Here is a 17258-nt window from a genome sequence, read left to right as displayed (position 1 = left end):
AGTTTTAGGCTCCGCTTACAAATATATCAAATTTAAAGTGGTATATGGATAGATATCTAGAATAACAGTTAAATACTACTATTAATTATATTGATTCAGGTTAAAAAACTAGTTATCATTACTCAGTTCATAATTAAATATAGGTATTATGGATGTCAAAGTAATCGGTTATTTTGGAGAAGACATGAGAAATTGGTTTGGTATTTCATAAAATAGAATAGGCAGAGACTATCAAAAGGGATAAGAGGGTTATAATGACTAAAAAAGAGATTAGATTTACAATATCTAATCTCTTTTATTATTTGTAACGTTAGGAACTACACTAAAGCCTATCAAATCTGACATAGGTTCCTAACTGCATACAAATCGTTGTCGGAAGCCTCCGAGATGAGGGTTCTAAGGTCTTTTGAAGGTGTATAAACCGTGACGTTTTTAGTCTTCGTTCCTTACTTAGAGGCCCTTCAGCACTCTAAGTAGTCTGGCTTCAGGGCCTAGGAGTTCGGGACATAAGCATAGCCTCTGCGGAGGGCAACAGGATGTTGGTCACAAAGACGTTACCACAGGACGTGGTGCATTTAGTCTTTGCTCCTTAATTCATCCCCTCCGAGCTCCTGTCTTAAGCTCCTCGCGGGCCTACAGGATGTAGGTCATGAAGACGTTGCCACAGGACGTGGCGTTTTTAGTCTTCGTTCCTTTATTAGAGGCCCTTCAGCACTCTTGCAATATTCTCGCAGGTTCTTTCTATGTTTTTAGGGCCGTTTTTTAGGGTTTGGTCTAGGGGTGCGAGTTCTGGGATGATTCCGAAGATGGCATCGATTCCTTTGTCGTAAAGTGCTTCAATACCTTCCCCAATGTATCCGGCAACTGCTATTACTTTTTTGTCCAGTTCTTTTGCAGCTTGTGCGACCCCATAAGGTGTTTTGCCAAATTGAGTTTGATAGTCAATGCCGCCCTCGCCTGTGAACACATAGTCAGCGTTCTTAAGTTTTTCTCGTAACCCACTGAATTCGATTACAATGTCAATCCCTTTTTGAAGAGTGGCATTTGTAAACAGGAGTAAGCCAGCACCCAGGCCACCAGCAGCTCCAGAGCCTGGGGTGTTCCGAACAGCTTGTCCTAATTGCTGCTCTACCATGTCAGCATAATGCGCTAGATTCTGATCTAGCTGTTTAACCATTTCAGGTGTGGCGCCTTTTTGAGGCCCGAAAACATGAGATGCTCCAGTTTCGCCGCATAAAGGGTTCGTTACATCACAGGCAACTATCATGGTTACATCAGCTAGACGTGTATCTATTTTAGACGTATCAATTGTATGCAATTGATTTAAGTAGCCACCTCCTCTAGGGATATGGTTTCCTTCTTTATCAAGAAACTGAACACCCAGCGCCTCAGCCATACCTGTTCCTCCGTCATTAGTAGCACTGCCGCCAATTCCAATGATGATTTTTTTAATCCCTTTATCTAAACAGGCGCGAATCAATTCACCTGTACCATATGTAGTAGTAATGAGTGGATTTTTTGTTTCTTGGGTGACATAGTGAATACCGCTGGCTTCTGCCATTTCAATAACTGCGGTTTCATGATCCCCCATAATTCCATATCGAGCAGTTACGGGGTTGCCGAGTGGACCTGTAACGTCTAATGAATAGAGAGTGCCGCCTGTTGCATCAATGAGTGACTGGACAGTACCTTCTCCGCCATCTGCCATCGGAACATGGATAAAATCTGCATCTGGATAGACCTTTTTAATACCTGCTTCCATTGCAATGCATACCTCTTTTGCTGTCATGCTTTCCTTAAAAGAATCTGGTGCAAGTACAAACGTTTTGCTCATTGTAACCCCTCCTGTTATAAAATAAATCCGAATAAAATGGTGGCTACAATCGTCATGGTTGCACCGACAATTGCTTCGTAGCCGACTACGGACATCCTTTGTTTAATGGACATGTTCATGCTTTGCGCTGTAACATGAAAATAATTTCCGTGCGGTAATGAATCAATTACTGTTGCACCTGAGTGAACCATAACTGAAGCGGCAAGTGGTGCAACTCCCATGTCTAAAATAGCTTCGCTGAATGATCCTGTGGCAATAATAACGCCAGTAGATGTAGAGGCAGTGGCTGCTGCCATTAAAATACCTGCTATAGGTGCCAGGAATGTACCAGAGATACCGGTAGCTTCAATTAATGAAACAACCTGTGCGGATAGATTGGATTGAGAAATTAATCCTCCGATGGCACCTGCACCAATTAGAATTAACACAGTTACTGTCATTCTATCCAAGCCTGATGCTGTATATTTCAATAAATTTTTTGATTTCCCCATAGCTATTGTTCCAATGATACCTGCAAGGGGGAGAATGTACATAGCATCTACTTTAAAGCTGGATAAGGCCTCTATATTTAAAATTGAACCGATTGGATTAATCATTAATAAGATAATGGCTACTAATGGAGCTACGATTGCTTTATTCAGTGGAGGATAGTTAGCTGAACCATGATCAAGATCCACAACCTCATTATCTGAAACTTTTTCGCCTTTATTTTTGATTAAAGTGGCGATGAGAACAGTTGCGATTAAGCCGAAAATTGCTGGGATAAGACCTGCAATCATTACATCGCTAAGTTCTAAATCAAACCCTCGGGCTGCTGCAATTGTATTCGGGTTTGGCGAGATGATGTTACCCGCTTTTCCTCCTCCGGATAGTGCTAATAATAGAGCAATTTTTGAAATGCCCATTTTATTACCAATTGATAAAGCGATAGGCGCTACAATCAGGACAGCTACAGGGATAAATACCCCAACCGCTGTAATAATCATGGTGGCAAGAGCTAATGCAATGAGAGCCTTCTTTTCCCCTAATTTAGAAACAATAGATTGGGCGATTGTTTCTGCAGCCCCGGATTCCATCATGACACCAGCCAAAACTCCAGCGGCAAGAACACGAATAACAGTCCCCATAACACTTTGAGTGCCGCCAACAAGTATATTGATTGTTTCCTCAAGGTTAGCTCCACCTATTAAACATCCGAGTATGGCTCCTAAAAATAGAGCATACAGCGGGTTCAGCTTTTTTAAGATTAAGATAATGGCTATTGCCAGACCAGCTAAAGCCCCAATCCAACTAATCATAATCCCGTCCATCTTGTAACCTCCTAAGTAGTGTGGAATACGTCTTATTATAGTTTGGTAGCGGTTACAATTCTATTGATGGATAGATGATTTTCTTTGTGCAAACGCACAAAGAAAGTGATGAGAGGTTTGTTAGTTTATAATGGAAATATAGGAGAAGATTTACGGATCATAAGATAAGGCGGTACAGAAATAAAGAAAGGTTTTGTTCACCATGTATCAGTTAACTAATAAACAGGCGCAACATATTGTCGATAAAATGATGGCGGATATTCCATATAATATCAATATTATGAACGAAAAGGGCATCATTATCGGCAGCGGGAGTAAGGACAGAATCGGAACCTTTCATACTGGAGCAGTCCAAGCCCTACGTTTAGGCAGGATGATTACAATAACAGAGGATAATAGGTACGAAAAAAAGGGTACAAATGAACCGATTGTCATTAATCAAAAGATGGTAGGTGTTATTGGGATTAGTGGCGAGCCGGGTGAGGTAATCCCTTTTTGCAAACTAGTCAAAACCACAGTCTCTCTGTTAATTGAACAAGAAATCGCGTTGAAGAGTATGGAGGAGATTAGTAAAAAGAAGTCCGCGTTTCTTAAGTTATTAGTAGAAACGAAGTACCAATACTCAGATGAAATAAAAAGGGAAGCCCTGAATTATCAGCTTGATCTGACAAGAAAAACATCTGTCCTGATTGCAAAGCTAAAGCCAAGTCCTAAAAGAATCAATTATCCTGTTTTTGAGGAAGATGAGCATTCCATCATCCTGCTACAGGATAATAGCGGAGTCAAACCCTTGGCTGACCTGTTAACTAATGAAAATTCGACTATAAAGATCAGTGTTGGAAGTCATGTAGACACTATTTCTGAGAGCTATCATCAAGCAATCAGTGCTATGCAAATTAGTGAAAAATTAAATCTTCAAAAGAGAGTTATTCATTATATGGATGTATCCTTTTTATCCAGAATCAGCGAGATAGGTATAGATTCGTTTATTAATCACTCCTATATTAAAGGTTCTCTTATCTCTTCGCCGGAATTGCTGGAGACCTTGCAGATCTATATTAATAAGAATGGCAATATGACATTAACATCAAAAGAGTTACATATTCATAGAAATACGCTGCAATATCGTCTGGATAAAATTAAGGAGATAACAAGTAAAGATCCTAAACAAATATTCGAGTTGTTCGAGTTGATCTTTATTATGTTAAAGGATTAAATTCCTCATTCATTTAAACCTAACATTCGGTTAGGTTTTTTTATTGAAGATTGAAGGTCGAATTAATTGGGTGCAGACAGACAAAAGTTTGTGAATAAAATCTAGAAAAAAATTATCAAGATAACAAAACTGTTATAGTCTATATTTTTATAGAGTAATACAGTTTGTGAAATAAATCACATGATTTTGGAAGTGTTTTCATTGCTTTCACAATCATATTTTTCTATGAATACTTGTATACAACTATGTATACCAATAGATTAAACGGTGTGCTTAACAAAATATAAGTGAATAATTTCACAAACTTTTTTTGAAAATTTCACTGGACTGTTATAGTCATTTTGGACTATACTGTATCTGTAAGGTTGAGAAATCAACTTGAAAGATCACTTATTTTTGAAAAGGAGATTGTGAAATTGAAAAGTGTAGTATCAACTTTTGCGCTTAAAGCGGGATCATTATTGTTAGTTTATACAGCAATGCAAATTTTTATGTAATAGGACAATATGTAATTAAAAAGATAGGAGGAGAAGGAATGAAACCATTAGCGATTGTATTTGGATTTAAAGCTGTAACAATGGCGTTAATGTTATTTATGTAATGAACATTGTATGTAGTAATATTTGCTCTTTGTAGGAATGCAAACGTAAAGAAAAAAAGATAGGAGGAAAGGCAGAATGAAAGGATTAGGAATTGTATTTGGACTTAAATTTGTAACAATGGCTCTTGTATTATTTGTTTAATGTAATTAATCATATGCGATATTGGGCTAATATTGAAACAAGGGAGGATCTAATATGAAAGCAATTGTGATAACATTTGTCTCTAAAGTTGCTACTTTAGGAATGGTGTATACTTCATTAAATGCCTTTATCTAAAATGAATAGACAAAGGCAATTAGAGTATGCACCATAAATTTAAATTCCCATCATTAAAACACGCTATTTATAGAATTTTCCTCGAATTATTTTCTTCAAAATGAAAAGAAGGCTCCCGCTATTTAAAGCAAGAGCTCCATAAATAATTTTATAACGATTCTTTTATGATTTTCTTATAATATGAAACAGATAATACTCCAAATATAGAATAGAATACTGTATACAACACCATTACTAGTAACATCGGTGTCCAAATCTCTATTCCAAATAGGAACCAACCTGACTTAACTGCAAAATAGCTATGACAAAGACCTAATATGAGTGGTATTCCAAAATTAAATAATTGTTTTAGCTTAACACCCTTCAAAAGATCCTGTTGGGTAAATCCAAGTTTTCTTAAGATAGAGAAGTTTAACTTTTCGTCCTCACTTTCACCCATTTGTTTAAAGTAAAGAATGCAGCCCGATGTAATAAGGAATGTTAAACCGAGAAATCCGACAATAAACATCGTTAATCCCATTCTTTTTTTGTTATCTTGGATCATGTTAATACGAGATTCATGTGTATCATCCTGAGTAGCTAATTGGTTGAATAGACTATTTGCTTCTGGAAGCTGTTCATTATCTGTGATATCAATCCCAATATAGAGTGAGTCAGCATCCTGGATAGCTGGATCTATATCATCCTTTAATCTTTGAAAAGTAGATTCATCCACAACTACAGCAGGTATACCGCTGATGGTAAAGTTCCAGGAAATCACATAATCCCTATTTAGGCCTGTATATTTTTGGTCAATCGTTATGTTGTTACCTGTTATTTGGATGTTACCTGTGTCTTTAAAATCCAACGTATTTTTCAGCATGTCGCTATACCCGGTGAAATAAGCCTCATGGGCAGATAACTCAACATCGTCAATTGCCTTTTCACTGATAACAGGCATTGGCATAGAATTCAGTCGAAGATCAAGTACATTAAGGCTGGTTTCTATAATTTGCTCAATATTAACTCTCGATTGAATAACGTCAACTTTCTTCTCCTTAAAAGCAATGCCATTTTCACGAAGGACACTTGTAAAATGATCAGCATCTTTTTCATTCATAAAGGAGAAGTTAGCTGGAACATCATTCTTCGCTGTTTTCTCTACTGAATAGAAGGAAATATAGCTTAAGGAGAGTAAACCGATTGCAAGTGCTGAAACAGTTGTGATGATTGTTAATAACATAGCATTCGATTTCAAGCGAAACATGATAGATGAGAGAGAGAGAACCTCATACACATTTAAATAACCATCTTTCTTTTTACGAATACTATTTAAAATAAAGGTCACAGAGCCTTTATAAAACAAATAGGTCCCAACTATCACAGCCCCAAGAATATATAACATTGCTGCTATTAACTCATCGCCAGTAGATAAATCTTCACCGAAAAGTTTAGTTGAAATATAGTATCCAGATCCTATTAAAAAAAGACCAAGTATACCAATTGTGATTTCAAATTTAGATATTTTTTTGACTTTTACTTCAGTGGAAGAAGTTACTCTAAATAATGATAATATAGTTTGTCTTTTAATGAAGAGATAATTTGATAACATGATTAGTAGATAGATCACACTGAACACAATAATAGTTTGGATTAGCGCTTCTCCTGAAAAACGTAGAGCAGCTATATCCTCGACACCAGTTAATTTAATTAGTATAAGCATAATAAGCTTTGAAATGGAGAATCCAATAAAAATACCTACCACCAATGAACCAAAGTAGAGAATCGCATTCTCCATATTTAAAATACGGAATATTTTCGATTTCGTCATACCGATTAACTGGAATAGACCAATTTCTTTGCCCCGCCTTTTAATAAAAATACTATTGGCAAAGAGCAGGAATACAAGTACGATGCTAATGAGCAAAATAGATCCTACTTGAAGTGCAGCCCCTCCTTTTATCGAACCTTTAGCAGCATCCATTGCGGGGTCATACTGCAGAGTAACAAATGAAAAGTAAAGGGCAACGCTGAAAACTAAAGCAAATACATAGAGATAATAGTTGTTTATATTTTTTTTGAGGTTTCTCCATATGAGTGTTTTAACGCTCATCCATAACACCACCCAAGATTCCTTGTGTTTTAATAATTCCTCTGAAAAAGGATTCACGATCTTCTTGGCCCTTAGTTAGCTGTGTATAGATTTGTCCATCCTTAATAAAAATAACGCGATTGCAATAACTGGCTGCTATAGGGTCATGTGTAACCAATACAATCGTTGCATTCCTCTTTTGGTTTAATTCACTTAGTTTATTTAACAGATCGGATGCTGATTTAGAATCAAGGGCACCTGTAGGTTCATCGGCAAAAATAATACTTGGTTCATGGATAAACGCTCTTGCTGCAGATGTTCGCTGCTTTTGACCGCCTGAGAGTTCATTTGGGTATTTATCCTTCAGGTCCAGGATGCTAAGATCCTTAGCTACCTCATCAAACTTCTTTATAGCTTCTTTTTTGGATAAGCCGCTAATAGATAATGGTAAAAGTATATTTTCCTTAACAGTTAAGGTATCTAATAAATTGTACTCCTGAAAGATGAAGCCAAGATGATGCTTGCGGAATTCAGCTAATTGCTTTTCCTTCATTGCTGTCATCTCTGTATTATTAATCATGATGGTCCCTGTGCTGACTTTATCAATCGAAGATAATACATTAAGTAAAGTCGTTTTTCCTGAACCGGAGGCGCCCATTATTCCAACAAATTCTCCTGTTTTAATAGTAATATCAATGCCTTTTAGAACCTCTTGCTGATTAAATTTGCTACCAAATGATTTATGGATTTTATGTGCCTCTAATATATTCATATGGAATCGTCTCCCTTTAATTGATACCTTCATTATATAGAGGACGTTCTATTCAAATCCTTCTATTCTCCGAACAAAATAGAAAAGCATGTGACATTCCTGTCACATGCTAATGACCTCAACAAAATCATTCTTCTTTGGAAAGGTAAGCGTAAATCGGGTGCCTTCGTCTAGTTTTGAATCTACTCCAATATCAATCATAAGAGGATTTGCTGCTTTTTTAGCTAGATATAAGCCCATACCTGTCGCAGCATTATCGGTATGTTCCACAGCAGAAGTGTAGCCTTTATCAAAGATACGCGGCAAATCCCTCTGATCAATGCCGCGGCCAAAATCCTGTATGGTTAAAATGATATGTTCATTTGGCAGGGGGCGGCTTGAAATAATAATATCTGAGTCATGACTATATTTGACTGCATTCGTTAATAACTGTCTAATAATAAAGCTCAACCACTTGGCATCACTTACAACCTCGGTAATATCCAGCTGGAGGTCAAAGCCGATTCTTTTCTGGATACACCAACTCTGCAATTCTCTTATTTCTTTATAGACAATTTTACGTAAATCTAAATTCTCTATTAAAAGGTCGTTTTCAATAAATTGAAGTCGCTTTTGGAAAAGTTGAGAATCAAGAAGATGTTGAATTCTCATCCATTCATAGGTTAGCTCAGATTTTGTTCGTTCATCCTCAAGGCGATCAATGATTAAATTCATGGCTGTTAGCGGAGTTTTAACCTCGTGAATCCAGGAGAGTAAGTCATCTTTTTCTTGTTCAATTAAGGTTTGGCTATGTGCAGTTGCATGTTTCAGCTGCTCTGTTTGATTCAGGATACTATTTAGAACAATTCGTTCAATAGGGCTCCTTGCATCCGGCAAAGTGGAGATGTCTAAATCAGTTTCCCGTTTATCTAAACTTCTATAAAATTGCGTTTCAGTTTTATAGCGTATGATAATGAAGATGGTAAATAAAATTACAGATAAAAAGACGATATAAGCAATTGATTGAAAAGGGATAGACTGGTCAATATAAGCCACAAAGAGTATAAATAGATGAATTGATAGGAATAAGATAATCCAGCTTCGTCTTTCAATTAAATAGCTCTTTATCATAAAGAATCAGCCGTCTCTTTTGCCATGTAACCTTGACCTACTTTTGTTTCTATAAAATGTCCGAGTCCAAGTTCATCCAGCCTTTTTCGCAACCGATTCACATTGACCGTTAATGTATTATCGCTGACAAACCGCTCATCATCCCATAAACTGCGAATTAAAGTATCTCTGCTGATAATCTTATTCTTATGATCGATTAACTGCTTTAAAATGTAAATTTCATTCCTTGAAAGCTCTATTGATCCAAGTTCATTTTCAACCGTATTTTTTTCGTAATTAATGGTCGCTCCGCACCAGATTTTCAGCTGTGTTTGATCAGCATTATAATTATAAACTCTTCGTAAAATGGCTTGAATCTTTGCAACTAAAACATCAAAGTTAAAGGGCTTCTGTATAAAATCATCAGCACCAAGTTGCATAGACATCACCATGTCAGTAGGGTGGTCTCTCGATGATAAAAATAAAATGGGTACATTGGAGTGCGTCCGTATCAGCCGGCACCAATGGAAACCGTCAAATTTAGGCAACTGAATATCAATAAGGACTAAGTCAGGCTGAATATCCGTAAATTCATTAAGTACCTCTCCGAAATCTTGAACGCCATATACTTCATAAGACCATTGGGTTAACCTCTCTTTAATTTCTTTAAAAAGGCTGGTGTCATCTTCAATTAATAAAATTTTAAACATAACCATCACCCGTTCTTTATTTATTAGGATTACGAATAGTGGTAAAGTAGCTCGAACTATTTTAGGGTATTAGTTGTTTTGTCATGTAAAGCTCAAAATGTATAGTATATATAAATATAGTGTACTATAAAAACGACTCGCAAATATAAAAAGGAGAACAAGCACCAATGCTTGTTCTCCTTTTTATAAGTTAACCGAAGATAATAACGAGGATTCCTACGATAAAACAGTAAATAGAAAAATAACCTAATTTCCCTTTTTTCATAATATCCATAAACCAACGCAGTGAAAAATAGGAGGCGATGAGGGAAGCTATAAATGCCAATGCATACGGAATCAGCAGTCTTCCTAAATCAGGATCGTTCACCATATCGGATACTGAAAATACCATGCCGCCAAGACTGATTGGGATATATAGAAAAAACGAGAATTTCAACGCAGTTTCACGGTTCATTCCCATAGCCATAGAGGATACGATCGTTGCACCGGAACGGCTGATTCCAGGTATTAAAGCAACAGCCTGTGATAATCCCACAATAATGGCATCCTTAAATGTTAGTTCTCCCTCAGCTTTCCTGCCCTCTAAATTACGGATAAGCCATAAAGCAATACCTGTGATAATCAGCGCAAAGCCAATGACACGTACACCCTTAAAAATAGATGCGATTTGATCCTCAAAGAAAAGACCGATAAATGCAGCTGGAATTGTAGCAACAATTAAGTAAAGAATAAAATAAAAATCCTTTTTCGTGGCGGTAGATTTATCAGAACCTGTTAAATAGGAAAATCCATTTTTAATCAACTTCATTAAATCTGCTCGATAAATAAAGATAACGGCCAGTAGGGACGCAAAGTTTACAAACAACTCAAAGCTTAATCCCGGAATGTTAAGTCCGAAAAAATGCTGAAAGATGACCAAGTGGCCACTTGAAGATACAGGGATAGGTTCAGTAAGACCTTGCAGTAATCCTAAAAAAACAAATTGTATTATTTCAATAAAGCTAATTGAATCCATTTTAACACTCCTATTTTATAGCTTTTACTTTTATTTATTATACTAAAATAATAATATCATTTGGAGAGAACGGTTCGAAACTGGAAAATTCAGAAAGTAAGGGAACTGGATTAATACTAAAGCTTATTTTGCGCGTAATAAAGGTTTTTATGAAAATATTGGAGTGTTTGCATGAAGGGTTGCATGTAACCAGGAAATAGAAGTTTATATCAGAGTAAAGGCAGGATTCATATATATCAGGCCTTTTAGTAACTGCATATATGGATAGTCATTACATCAGCAAGAAGGAGGTTATCAAAATAGAAATACTAAAGGGCACAGTGCTTAAGCACTGTGCCCTAACTTATCCTTATAAAACTTTATCAAGAAAATCCTTAGTTCGTTCATTTTGCGGATTGGAGAAGATTTCTTCAGGTGTTCCTCTTTCCACAACATAACCGCCATCCATAAAGATGACCTGATCAGCTACTTCACGGGCAAAGCCCATTTCATGAGTCACAATTACCATGGTCATACCCTCTTGTGCAAGCTGTTTAATAACATTCAGAACCTCACCGACCATTTCGGGATCAAGTGCACTCGTAGGCTCATCAAACAACATAATGTCAGGGTTCATGGCAAGAGCTCGTGCAATCGCCACACGTTGTTTTTGTCCGCCGGACAGTTGAGCTGGCATGGCATTGGCCTTATCTTCAAGACCCACACGAGCCAATAGCTTTAAGCCGATTTTTTTTGCTTCTTCTTTTGTAGCTTTATTCAGCTCAACAGGAGCCAAAGTAATATTATCTAGTACTGTCATATGCGGGAAGAGATTGAAATGCTGGAATACCATTCCGATATTTTCCCTAACTTTATTAATGTCTGTGTTTTTATCAGTTAAATGTTTATCATCAACTGTTACGTCACCTTCATTTACTTCTTCAAGTAAATTGAGGCAGCGCAGAAGTGTACTTTTACCGGATCCAGAAGGGCCGATTAAGCAGACAACTTCGCCTTCTTTAACCTCAAGACTGATATCCTTTAGTACTTCCAGCTTCCCGTATGATTTTTTTAATCCTTTTACTTTAAGCTTTCCCATTTTGGATCTTCCTTTCCATACGGTTTGATACCTTAGTTAAAATCATAATAATGATAAAGTATATAAACCCTACAATCAGCCACATTTGGAAGGACTCAAGGTTTCTGGCAATAATGATTTTTCCGCTTTGAGTCAATTCATTAATACCAATGATGGATAGGATAGAGGTATCTTTTAATGTAATGATAAATTGGTTAATGATAGATGGAATCATCAGACGGATTGCCTGTGGAAGGATAACCTTTGCCATTGCCTTTTTATATGGAAGACCAAGGCTTCGGGCAGCTTCCATTTGTCCCTTATCAACGGATTCGATACCACCGCGTACAATTTCAGCCATATATGCACCAGCATTTAAGCTTAATGTTATGATACCGGCAGCAACTGCAGATATACGGAAGTCAAGTGCTGCTGGAATACCGAAATAGATAAAGAAAGCTTGAACAATCAGTGGAGTTCCTCTAAAGATATCTACGTAAATGACGCCGATTGCCCTTAAGATTTTGAGATGGGACACACGCATCAGACCAAATATAATACCTAGGATACATGCTATAACGAGAGATACGACAGTCAATATCAGGGTCATTTGAAGACCTTTTAACAGACTTGGCATACTTGATTCTAATAAGCCGAAGAAACCGTTATTAGTATCGGTGCTTTTTTCTGCCTTCAAGTACTTATCCATAATATCCTGATATTCACCGGATTCTTTTAGATTGGCTAGACCTGTATTGAACTGCTCAATCAATTCCGCATTTTGCCCTTTAGCGACAGCAAATCCATAGGAGCCGCCTTTTTCTTTTTCAGTAACGATTTCTAATCCGTTGCCTTGCGTAATCCCATATGCCAGAACTGGGTAATCATCAAAAACAGCTGCAGAGTTACCTGTTTTAACATCGTCATACATATTGGCGGAATCATCAAAGGTTACCGTTTTAAAGCCATATTTATCTTTTATGCTTTCTGCAAAGCTGGCACCTTCTGTACCTGTTTTAATGGCTACCTTTTTTCCTTTTAAATCTTCATAGGATTTAATCTCTTCATTTCCCTCGGCAACCGCCATTACGACACCAGATTCAAAATAGGGATCGGAGAAATCAAATTTCAGTTGTCTTTCATCTGTTATACTCATTCCGGCAATAACGCCGTCTACTTGATTGGACTCTAGTGCTTGTACGGCTGCATTAAATCCAAGCGGCTTAATTTCTACTTCAAACCCTTGATTTTCAGCTATAGCATTGAGTAAATCGATATCTATACCTACAAATTCGCCATTCGTTTCCTGGAATTCAAATGGGGCAAATGTAATATCTGTTGCAATCTCATATTTTTTTCCTTCTGCTTTCGTGTTTAAAGCCGGGAATATAAATGAAGCAATCATGACAATAGCCATTGCTATTAGGAATGTGAATTTTGAAAATTTCTTCATTGTGAACCTCCTTCATATAAGTAACGTTTAAAAACCCTCTATATCCAATTGGGGCGGGTTAAAAGGGATGTTTTAATCTTATAACAGAATGTATGTATCTCTATGAGTATATATAAAGATACGGTTTTTTGGCAATCAATACTTACCAAATAATATTAGATTACTATAAGATTTCCATTTATTTGTTGTGAAGAAAAAGATGTAATAAAGGGTGGAGAAATAAAAAAAGAGCAGTATTATACGTATTTAATCTAATAAAATATATAGAGATTTGTAAATGGAAAGTACTTCCTAAATGTTATGTGAAAATAATCTAACTCACATATTAATACTGATTATGTATGGAAAACAGCTGAGAATGCTTTAACCATGTAAGTGTATCTTAAGCAAATTTTAGTTCTGAAGAATGAATTCTAAAGTATATTTCCATTTGTGCTCTAATTCTTTTGGAACTACATCCAGTATGGGTATTGATCTATAGAATTTAACTCCAAAGCCCTCCTCTTAATAATGTAAACACTACCTATTATGAGTATTTATGACTAATTTTATTTACCCTATTCAACACGATTCTAACTATATATTTAACAATAATTTAAATATGGGTAATAAAATTAGTCCAGTTGTTAAAAAATAGATCAATCCTCGAGTGAGGATGATCTATTTTCTTCAGTATATATTATTGTAAATTCTTAATTGTAATACCGTTAACAGGTAAAAAGTTTTCCCCGGTATCCAGGTACGTTACAGATACCTCATCGTTTTCCTGCAGATATATGATCAAAGGATCCTTTTCAGAGGACATATTGTAGCTTTGTCCATTATCCAGAAGGAACGAAACGACGGTATATTCACCTGATTTTTCTTTATAGACTCTGATAACTTTCCCATCGATTTTCTTCTCAACACTTGTGGAGGTGCCGTTAACCGTTCCGCCGCCTTTTTGAAGTGCTGTTTTGTATAGCTTTAAGGCTTCATTTGGCGTTGACCCATATGCTGTTATTTCAGGATTGGCAGCAGATACAATGAAATAATTTTGTAGGAATCCATTTGAATCCAGGACTCCTGTTAACCAACTGGCTTCACCGTAAAAATTATAGATGATGGGCATTTCTCCTTCCCATTTCTTTTCTATAAACTTCTTCTCGATAATTTGCAGGGCACCCTGTGAATCCATGTAGGATTCCTCCATATTACCTGTATAATAGACAGCTTTACCTGTCCTGGAATTTGTGAGCGCATAGCCGAGCATAGAATCGACGCCTTCTTTAGGACTCGTGAAATCAGTGAAATAATACATATCTCCATTTTCATCAAAGATCGGACTTACATTCGCTTCGGTACCCTCATCAGAAGGCAGTTTAACATCTGATTTTCCAAATAGGCTGTTCCAATAGCCATGAATATAATTTCCGAAGTAGCTGTTTTGTGTACTGACGACTTCTGGTGCAACGGCACCATCAATAAATTCGGGCGCTTCAGAAAGGGAATAAGAGTTGGACTTCCCAGTTTTGGCATCCATCACCACAACACCTTTTACCTTAAAGCCATTTCTGGCAGAGACAAAATCACCATAAGAGCGAATATAAAATGGCGCGCCATTATCATCTACTTCAAGCTGTGAATCCCCATAGAATATGTAGGATGGATACTGTAGACGAATACGGCGCTCTGTTTCTTTATTGAAGAATGCAGAAGGAGTGTAGATCATTTCTGCATCAACAAATTTTGGGTTGGCTGATGAATCTGTAGCACTCAATATAAAGTAACCAGGAGTTTCTTTCCCTTTCAGCCATTTGAAGAATCCTGAAAATTCGACTGGAGCAATATAAACATACTCACCATCTACTTTTTGGATTTGTAAATTCCCTAATTCGTAGTAGCTCGTATTTGGTACCTGGCCAAATGCTTTTTTCATTTTATTGCGCGCGTATTGAGGAGGCACGCTGGCCGGCTTTTTATTTTCATCAAATGTTTGAATTTCTTCTTTGATGTCCATTTTAGCTATAGTATACTTTTCATCGGCATTGAACAGAAATGCCGTTAAAAAATAGAGACCGACAAGCAAACTACCTGCAAATAAAATACCCTTAATGGTTCTCTCCATACCCGTAGCAAGCATTGAACCCAGCAAGGTTAGTATGATGACAAAAATCCAAAGAGAAGAGATAGTTTGATCCAATAGGGTGAAGTAATAAAATAAAAATGCTCCAATCGTGATTAATGCAGCTAAGCTGACAAAAACAAGCAGTTTTGTTTTCCCCTTCATATGGATACGTAATTTTTCATTATTTTTGAATGGCACAAGAATAAGTGCCGATATAATCCCAATGATAATGGAATAGATGAAGATATTTCCCACAAAGTACCCCTCCTTATTTTTTCTATAATTTACCTTAATATCCTATACGAATAACTGGCCAAAATGATTCATGAATTGGAAATATTCATGAATTTTAGTTGCTGTAACTTGATTTAGGATATTCTTTATTATAAATCAAAAATATTTTAAATATTATAAATTATTATTGACATTGCTAAACAAGATAGGATATAGTTGGAAACATCAAATTTAATTGAATAGCAAGCGATTCTTATCGAGAGAAGTGGAGGGATTTGGCCCTATGATACTTCGGCAGCGGATTTTTACTATGGTAAAAATACTGTGCTAATTCCAACAAACATCTGTTTGAGAGATAAGAGGAAGCTTTAAGCGAACATATTTCTACTTGTCTTTTTATGTATATGTTCATACAAAGCCTCTTCTGTCTAATGACAGAAGGGGCTTTTTGCATTTCGAATTTTTTAGGCCTGGAGGAGAGAACATGATTGAGTTTCGAAACATAAAAAAGTCATATCAAGCAAATGGTCAAAGCGTAGATGCTCTGAGAGGCGTTCATTTAACGGTTGAAAAAGGGGATATTTTTGGAGTGGTAGGATACAGCGGGGCCGGGAAAAGTACACTTTTGCGTTTAGTTAATATGCTTGAACGGCCTACTGAGGGGGAGGTCCTTGTGAATGGTAAATCGTTTGCCAGTCTCAAAGCAAAGGAATTAAGGGCAGAGAAAAAGAAAATCGGGATGATCTTTCAACATTTCAATTTACTTCAATCTAAGACGGTATTTGATAATGTAGCGATTCCATTGATACTATCCGGCGTTCGTAAAGAAACGATTCAAAATAGAGTTCGAGAATTACTGGAGTTCGTGGGGTTATCAGCTAAGGGTCGAAGTTACCCGGATGAATTGTCAGGGGGACAGAAGCAGAGGGTTGGAATTGCGAGAGCTCTGGCCACGAATCCATCTATCCTGCTATGTGACGAAGCTACATCGGCATTGGATCCGCAGACGACCAGGGATGTTTTAGAGCTATTGAAAAAAATAAACCGAGAATACAATATAACAATTTTGCTTATTACACATGAAATGTCGGTGATTAAAGAGATATGCAATAAGGTCGCTGTCATGGAAAATGGGAGGGTTGTTGAGCAGGGTCCTGTTCTTGATATTTTTTCCAAGCCAACCACTGAGGTTGCCAAGCGGTTTGTTAGAACAGTCATTCACGACGAGATTCCGCAGAGCTTTTTGAAATCCTTAAAGGAGAATAAACCAGCAGTTTGGAAACTTAATTTTTTGGGATCTTCGTCTGGCAAGCATCTACTTTCAACAGTGGCGAAAAGTTTTGATGTCCATTTAAGTGTTCTTTCTGCCAATATTTCTGAAATACAGGAAACCCCTTTTGGGAATTTAATCGTTGAGGTCATCGGTGAAACAGAAGAAATAAAGAAGGCGATCCAATACATAGAGAGTGAGGATGTGCTCTTGCAGGAGGTTAAGCTATCATGAATGAACAG

The 17258-nt window shown here is 36.8% G+C and carries 12 protein-coding genes and 1 riboswitch; of the genes, 2 read left to right on the top strand and 10 right to left on the bottom strand.

Features of this window, described 5'->3' with window-relative positions:
* Positions 1-697: 697 nt before the first annotated feature.
* Both AC4BHP_RS14225 and AC4BHP_RS14220 read right to left on the bottom strand, forming a co-directional pair.
* Positions 698-1834, bottom strand: coding sequence for a glycerate kinase (locus tag AC4BHP_RS14225; RefSeq protein ID WP_490552949.1), 1137 nt, complete (start codon positions 1832-1834; stop codon positions 698-700).
* Positions 1835-1848: 14 nt separating this feature from the next.
* Positions 1849-3144 carry a GntP family permease gene (locus tag AC4BHP_RS14220; RefSeq protein WP_066109605.1) on the bottom strand — a complete coding sequence of 432 codons (1296 nt, stop codon included), beginning with the start codon at positions 3142-3144 and terminating at the stop codon, positions 1849-1851.
* Between the two features lie 202 nt (positions 3145-3346).
* Here AC4BHP_RS14220 and AC4BHP_RS14215 point away from each other — a divergent pair, with 202 nt between their 5' ends.
* A complete protein-coding gene (locus tag AC4BHP_RS14215) occupies positions 3347-4360 on the top strand; it encodes a CdaR family transcriptional regulator (protein ID WP_490552945.1) in 1014 nt (337 codons plus the stop codon).
* A gap of 1026 nt (positions 4361-5386) precedes the next feature.
* On the opposite strand, the gene AC4BHP_RS14210 is transcribed toward AC4BHP_RS14215, so the two are convergent.
* The 8 genes from AC4BHP_RS14210 to AC4BHP_RS14175 form a co-directional block, all read right to left on the bottom strand.
* On the bottom strand, positions 5387-7330 hold the full coding sequence (locus tag AC4BHP_RS14210; RefSeq protein ID WP_066109599.1) for an ABC transporter permease: 1944 nt from the start codon (positions 7328-7330) through the stop codon (positions 5387-5389).
* A complete protein-coding gene (locus tag AC4BHP_RS14205) occupies positions 7320-8081 on the bottom strand; it encodes an ABC transporter ATP-binding protein (RefSeq protein ID WP_148630348.1) in 762 nt (253 codons plus the stop codon). The genes AC4BHP_RS14210 and AC4BHP_RS14205 overlap by 11 nt, the downstream gene beginning before the upstream one ends.
* A gap of 102 nt (positions 8082-8183) precedes the next feature.
* Entirely contained in the window at positions 8184-9191 is a 1008-nt protein-coding gene (locus tag AC4BHP_RS14200) for a sensor histidine kinase (RefSeq protein ID WP_066109593.1), read from the bottom strand.
* Positions 9188-9880, bottom strand: a complete 693-nt coding sequence (locus AC4BHP_RS14195) for a response regulator transcription factor (protein WP_066109590.1) — start codon at positions 9878-9880, stop codon at positions 9188-9190. Before AC4BHP_RS14195 ends, AC4BHP_RS14200 begins: the two co-directional genes overlap by 4 nt.
* Positions 9881-10070: 190 nt before the next feature.
* Positions 10071-10895, bottom strand: coding sequence for an undecaprenyl-diphosphate phosphatase (locus AC4BHP_RS14190; protein WP_066109587.1), 825 nt, complete (start codon positions 10893-10895; stop codon positions 10071-10073).
* A 349-nt stretch (positions 10896-11244) separates the two neighbouring features.
* Positions 11245-11973, bottom strand: coding sequence for an amino acid ABC transporter ATP-binding protein (locus AC4BHP_RS14185; protein ID WP_066109585.1), 729 nt, complete (start codon positions 11971-11973; stop codon positions 11245-11247).
* The gene (locus AC4BHP_RS14180) at positions 11960-13405 is read right to left on the bottom strand and encodes an amino acid ABC transporter substrate-binding protein/permease (RefSeq protein WP_066109582.1); all 1446 of its coding nucleotides are present in this window, start codon (positions 13403-13405) and stop codon (positions 11960-11962) included. Before AC4BHP_RS14180 ends, AC4BHP_RS14185 begins: the two co-directional genes overlap by 14 nt.
* A gap of 679 nt (positions 13406-14084) precedes the next feature.
* Positions 14085-15767, bottom strand: a complete 1683-nt coding sequence (locus AC4BHP_RS14175) for a YrzE family protein (RefSeq protein WP_490552940.1) — start codon at positions 15765-15767, stop codon at positions 14085-14087.
* Between the two features lie 229 nt (positions 15768-15996).
* Positions 15997-16108, top strand: a riboswitch (SAM riboswitch).
* A gap of 122 nt (positions 16109-16230) precedes the next feature.
* Between AC4BHP_RS14175 and AC4BHP_RS14170 the strand changes: the two genes are divergently transcribed.
* Complete coding sequence (locus AC4BHP_RS14170; RefSeq protein WP_066109575.1) at positions 16231-17250, top strand: methionine ABC transporter ATP-binding protein; 1020 nt, start codon at positions 16231-16233, stop codon at positions 17248-17250.
* Positions 17251-17258 lie beyond the last annotated feature (8 nt).

Source organism: Pradoshia sp. Z4_20 (assembly GCF_058216035.1).
Note: the sequence above shows the minus strand (reverse complement) of the source record. Positions and strands in the feature narration are given on the sequence as shown.

Excerpts from the sequence above, each read along its gene's own strand:
- AC4BHP_RS14170 (WP_066109575.1), top strand. The coding sequence starts at position 16,231 with ATGATTGAGTTTCGAAACATAAAAAAGTCATATCAAGCAAATGGTCAA.
- AC4BHP_RS14225 (WP_490552949.1), bottom strand. The coding sequence starts at position 1,834 with ATGAGCAAAACGTTTGTACTTGCACCAGATTCTTTTAAGGAAAGCATG.
- AC4BHP_RS14205 (WP_148630348.1), bottom strand. The coding sequence starts at position 8,081 with ATGAATATATTAGAGGCACATAAAATCCATAAATCATTTGGTAGCAAA.
- AC4BHP_RS14190 (WP_066109587.1), bottom strand. The coding sequence starts at position 10,895 with ATGGATTCAATTAGCTTTATTGAAATAATACAATTTGTTTTTTTAGGA.
- AC4BHP_RS14220 (WP_066109605.1), bottom strand. The coding sequence starts at position 3,144 with ATGGACGGGATTATGATTAGTTGGATTGGGGCTTTAGCTGGTCTGGCA.
- AC4BHP_RS14215 (WP_490552945.1), top strand. The coding sequence starts at position 3,347 with ATGTATCAGTTAACTAATAAACAGGCGCAACATATTGTCGATAAAATG.
- AC4BHP_RS14210 (WP_066109599.1), bottom strand. The coding sequence starts at position 7,330 with ATGAGCGTTAAAACACTCATATGGAGAAACCTCAAAAAAAATATAAAC.
- AC4BHP_RS14180 (WP_066109582.1), bottom strand. The coding sequence starts at position 13,405 with ATGAAGAAATTTTCAAAATTCACATTCCTAATAGCAATGGCTATTGTC.
- AC4BHP_RS14185 (WP_066109585.1), bottom strand. The coding sequence starts at position 11,973 with ATGGGAAAGCTTAAAGTAAAAGGATTAAAAAAATCATACGGGAAGCTG.
- AC4BHP_RS14200 (WP_066109593.1), bottom strand. The coding sequence starts at position 9,191 with ATGATAAAGAGCTATTTAATTGAAAGACGAAGCTGGATTATCTTATTC.
- AC4BHP_RS14195 (WP_066109590.1), bottom strand. The coding sequence starts at position 9,880 with ATGTTTAAAATTTTATTAATTGAAGATGACACCAGCCTTTTTAAAGAA.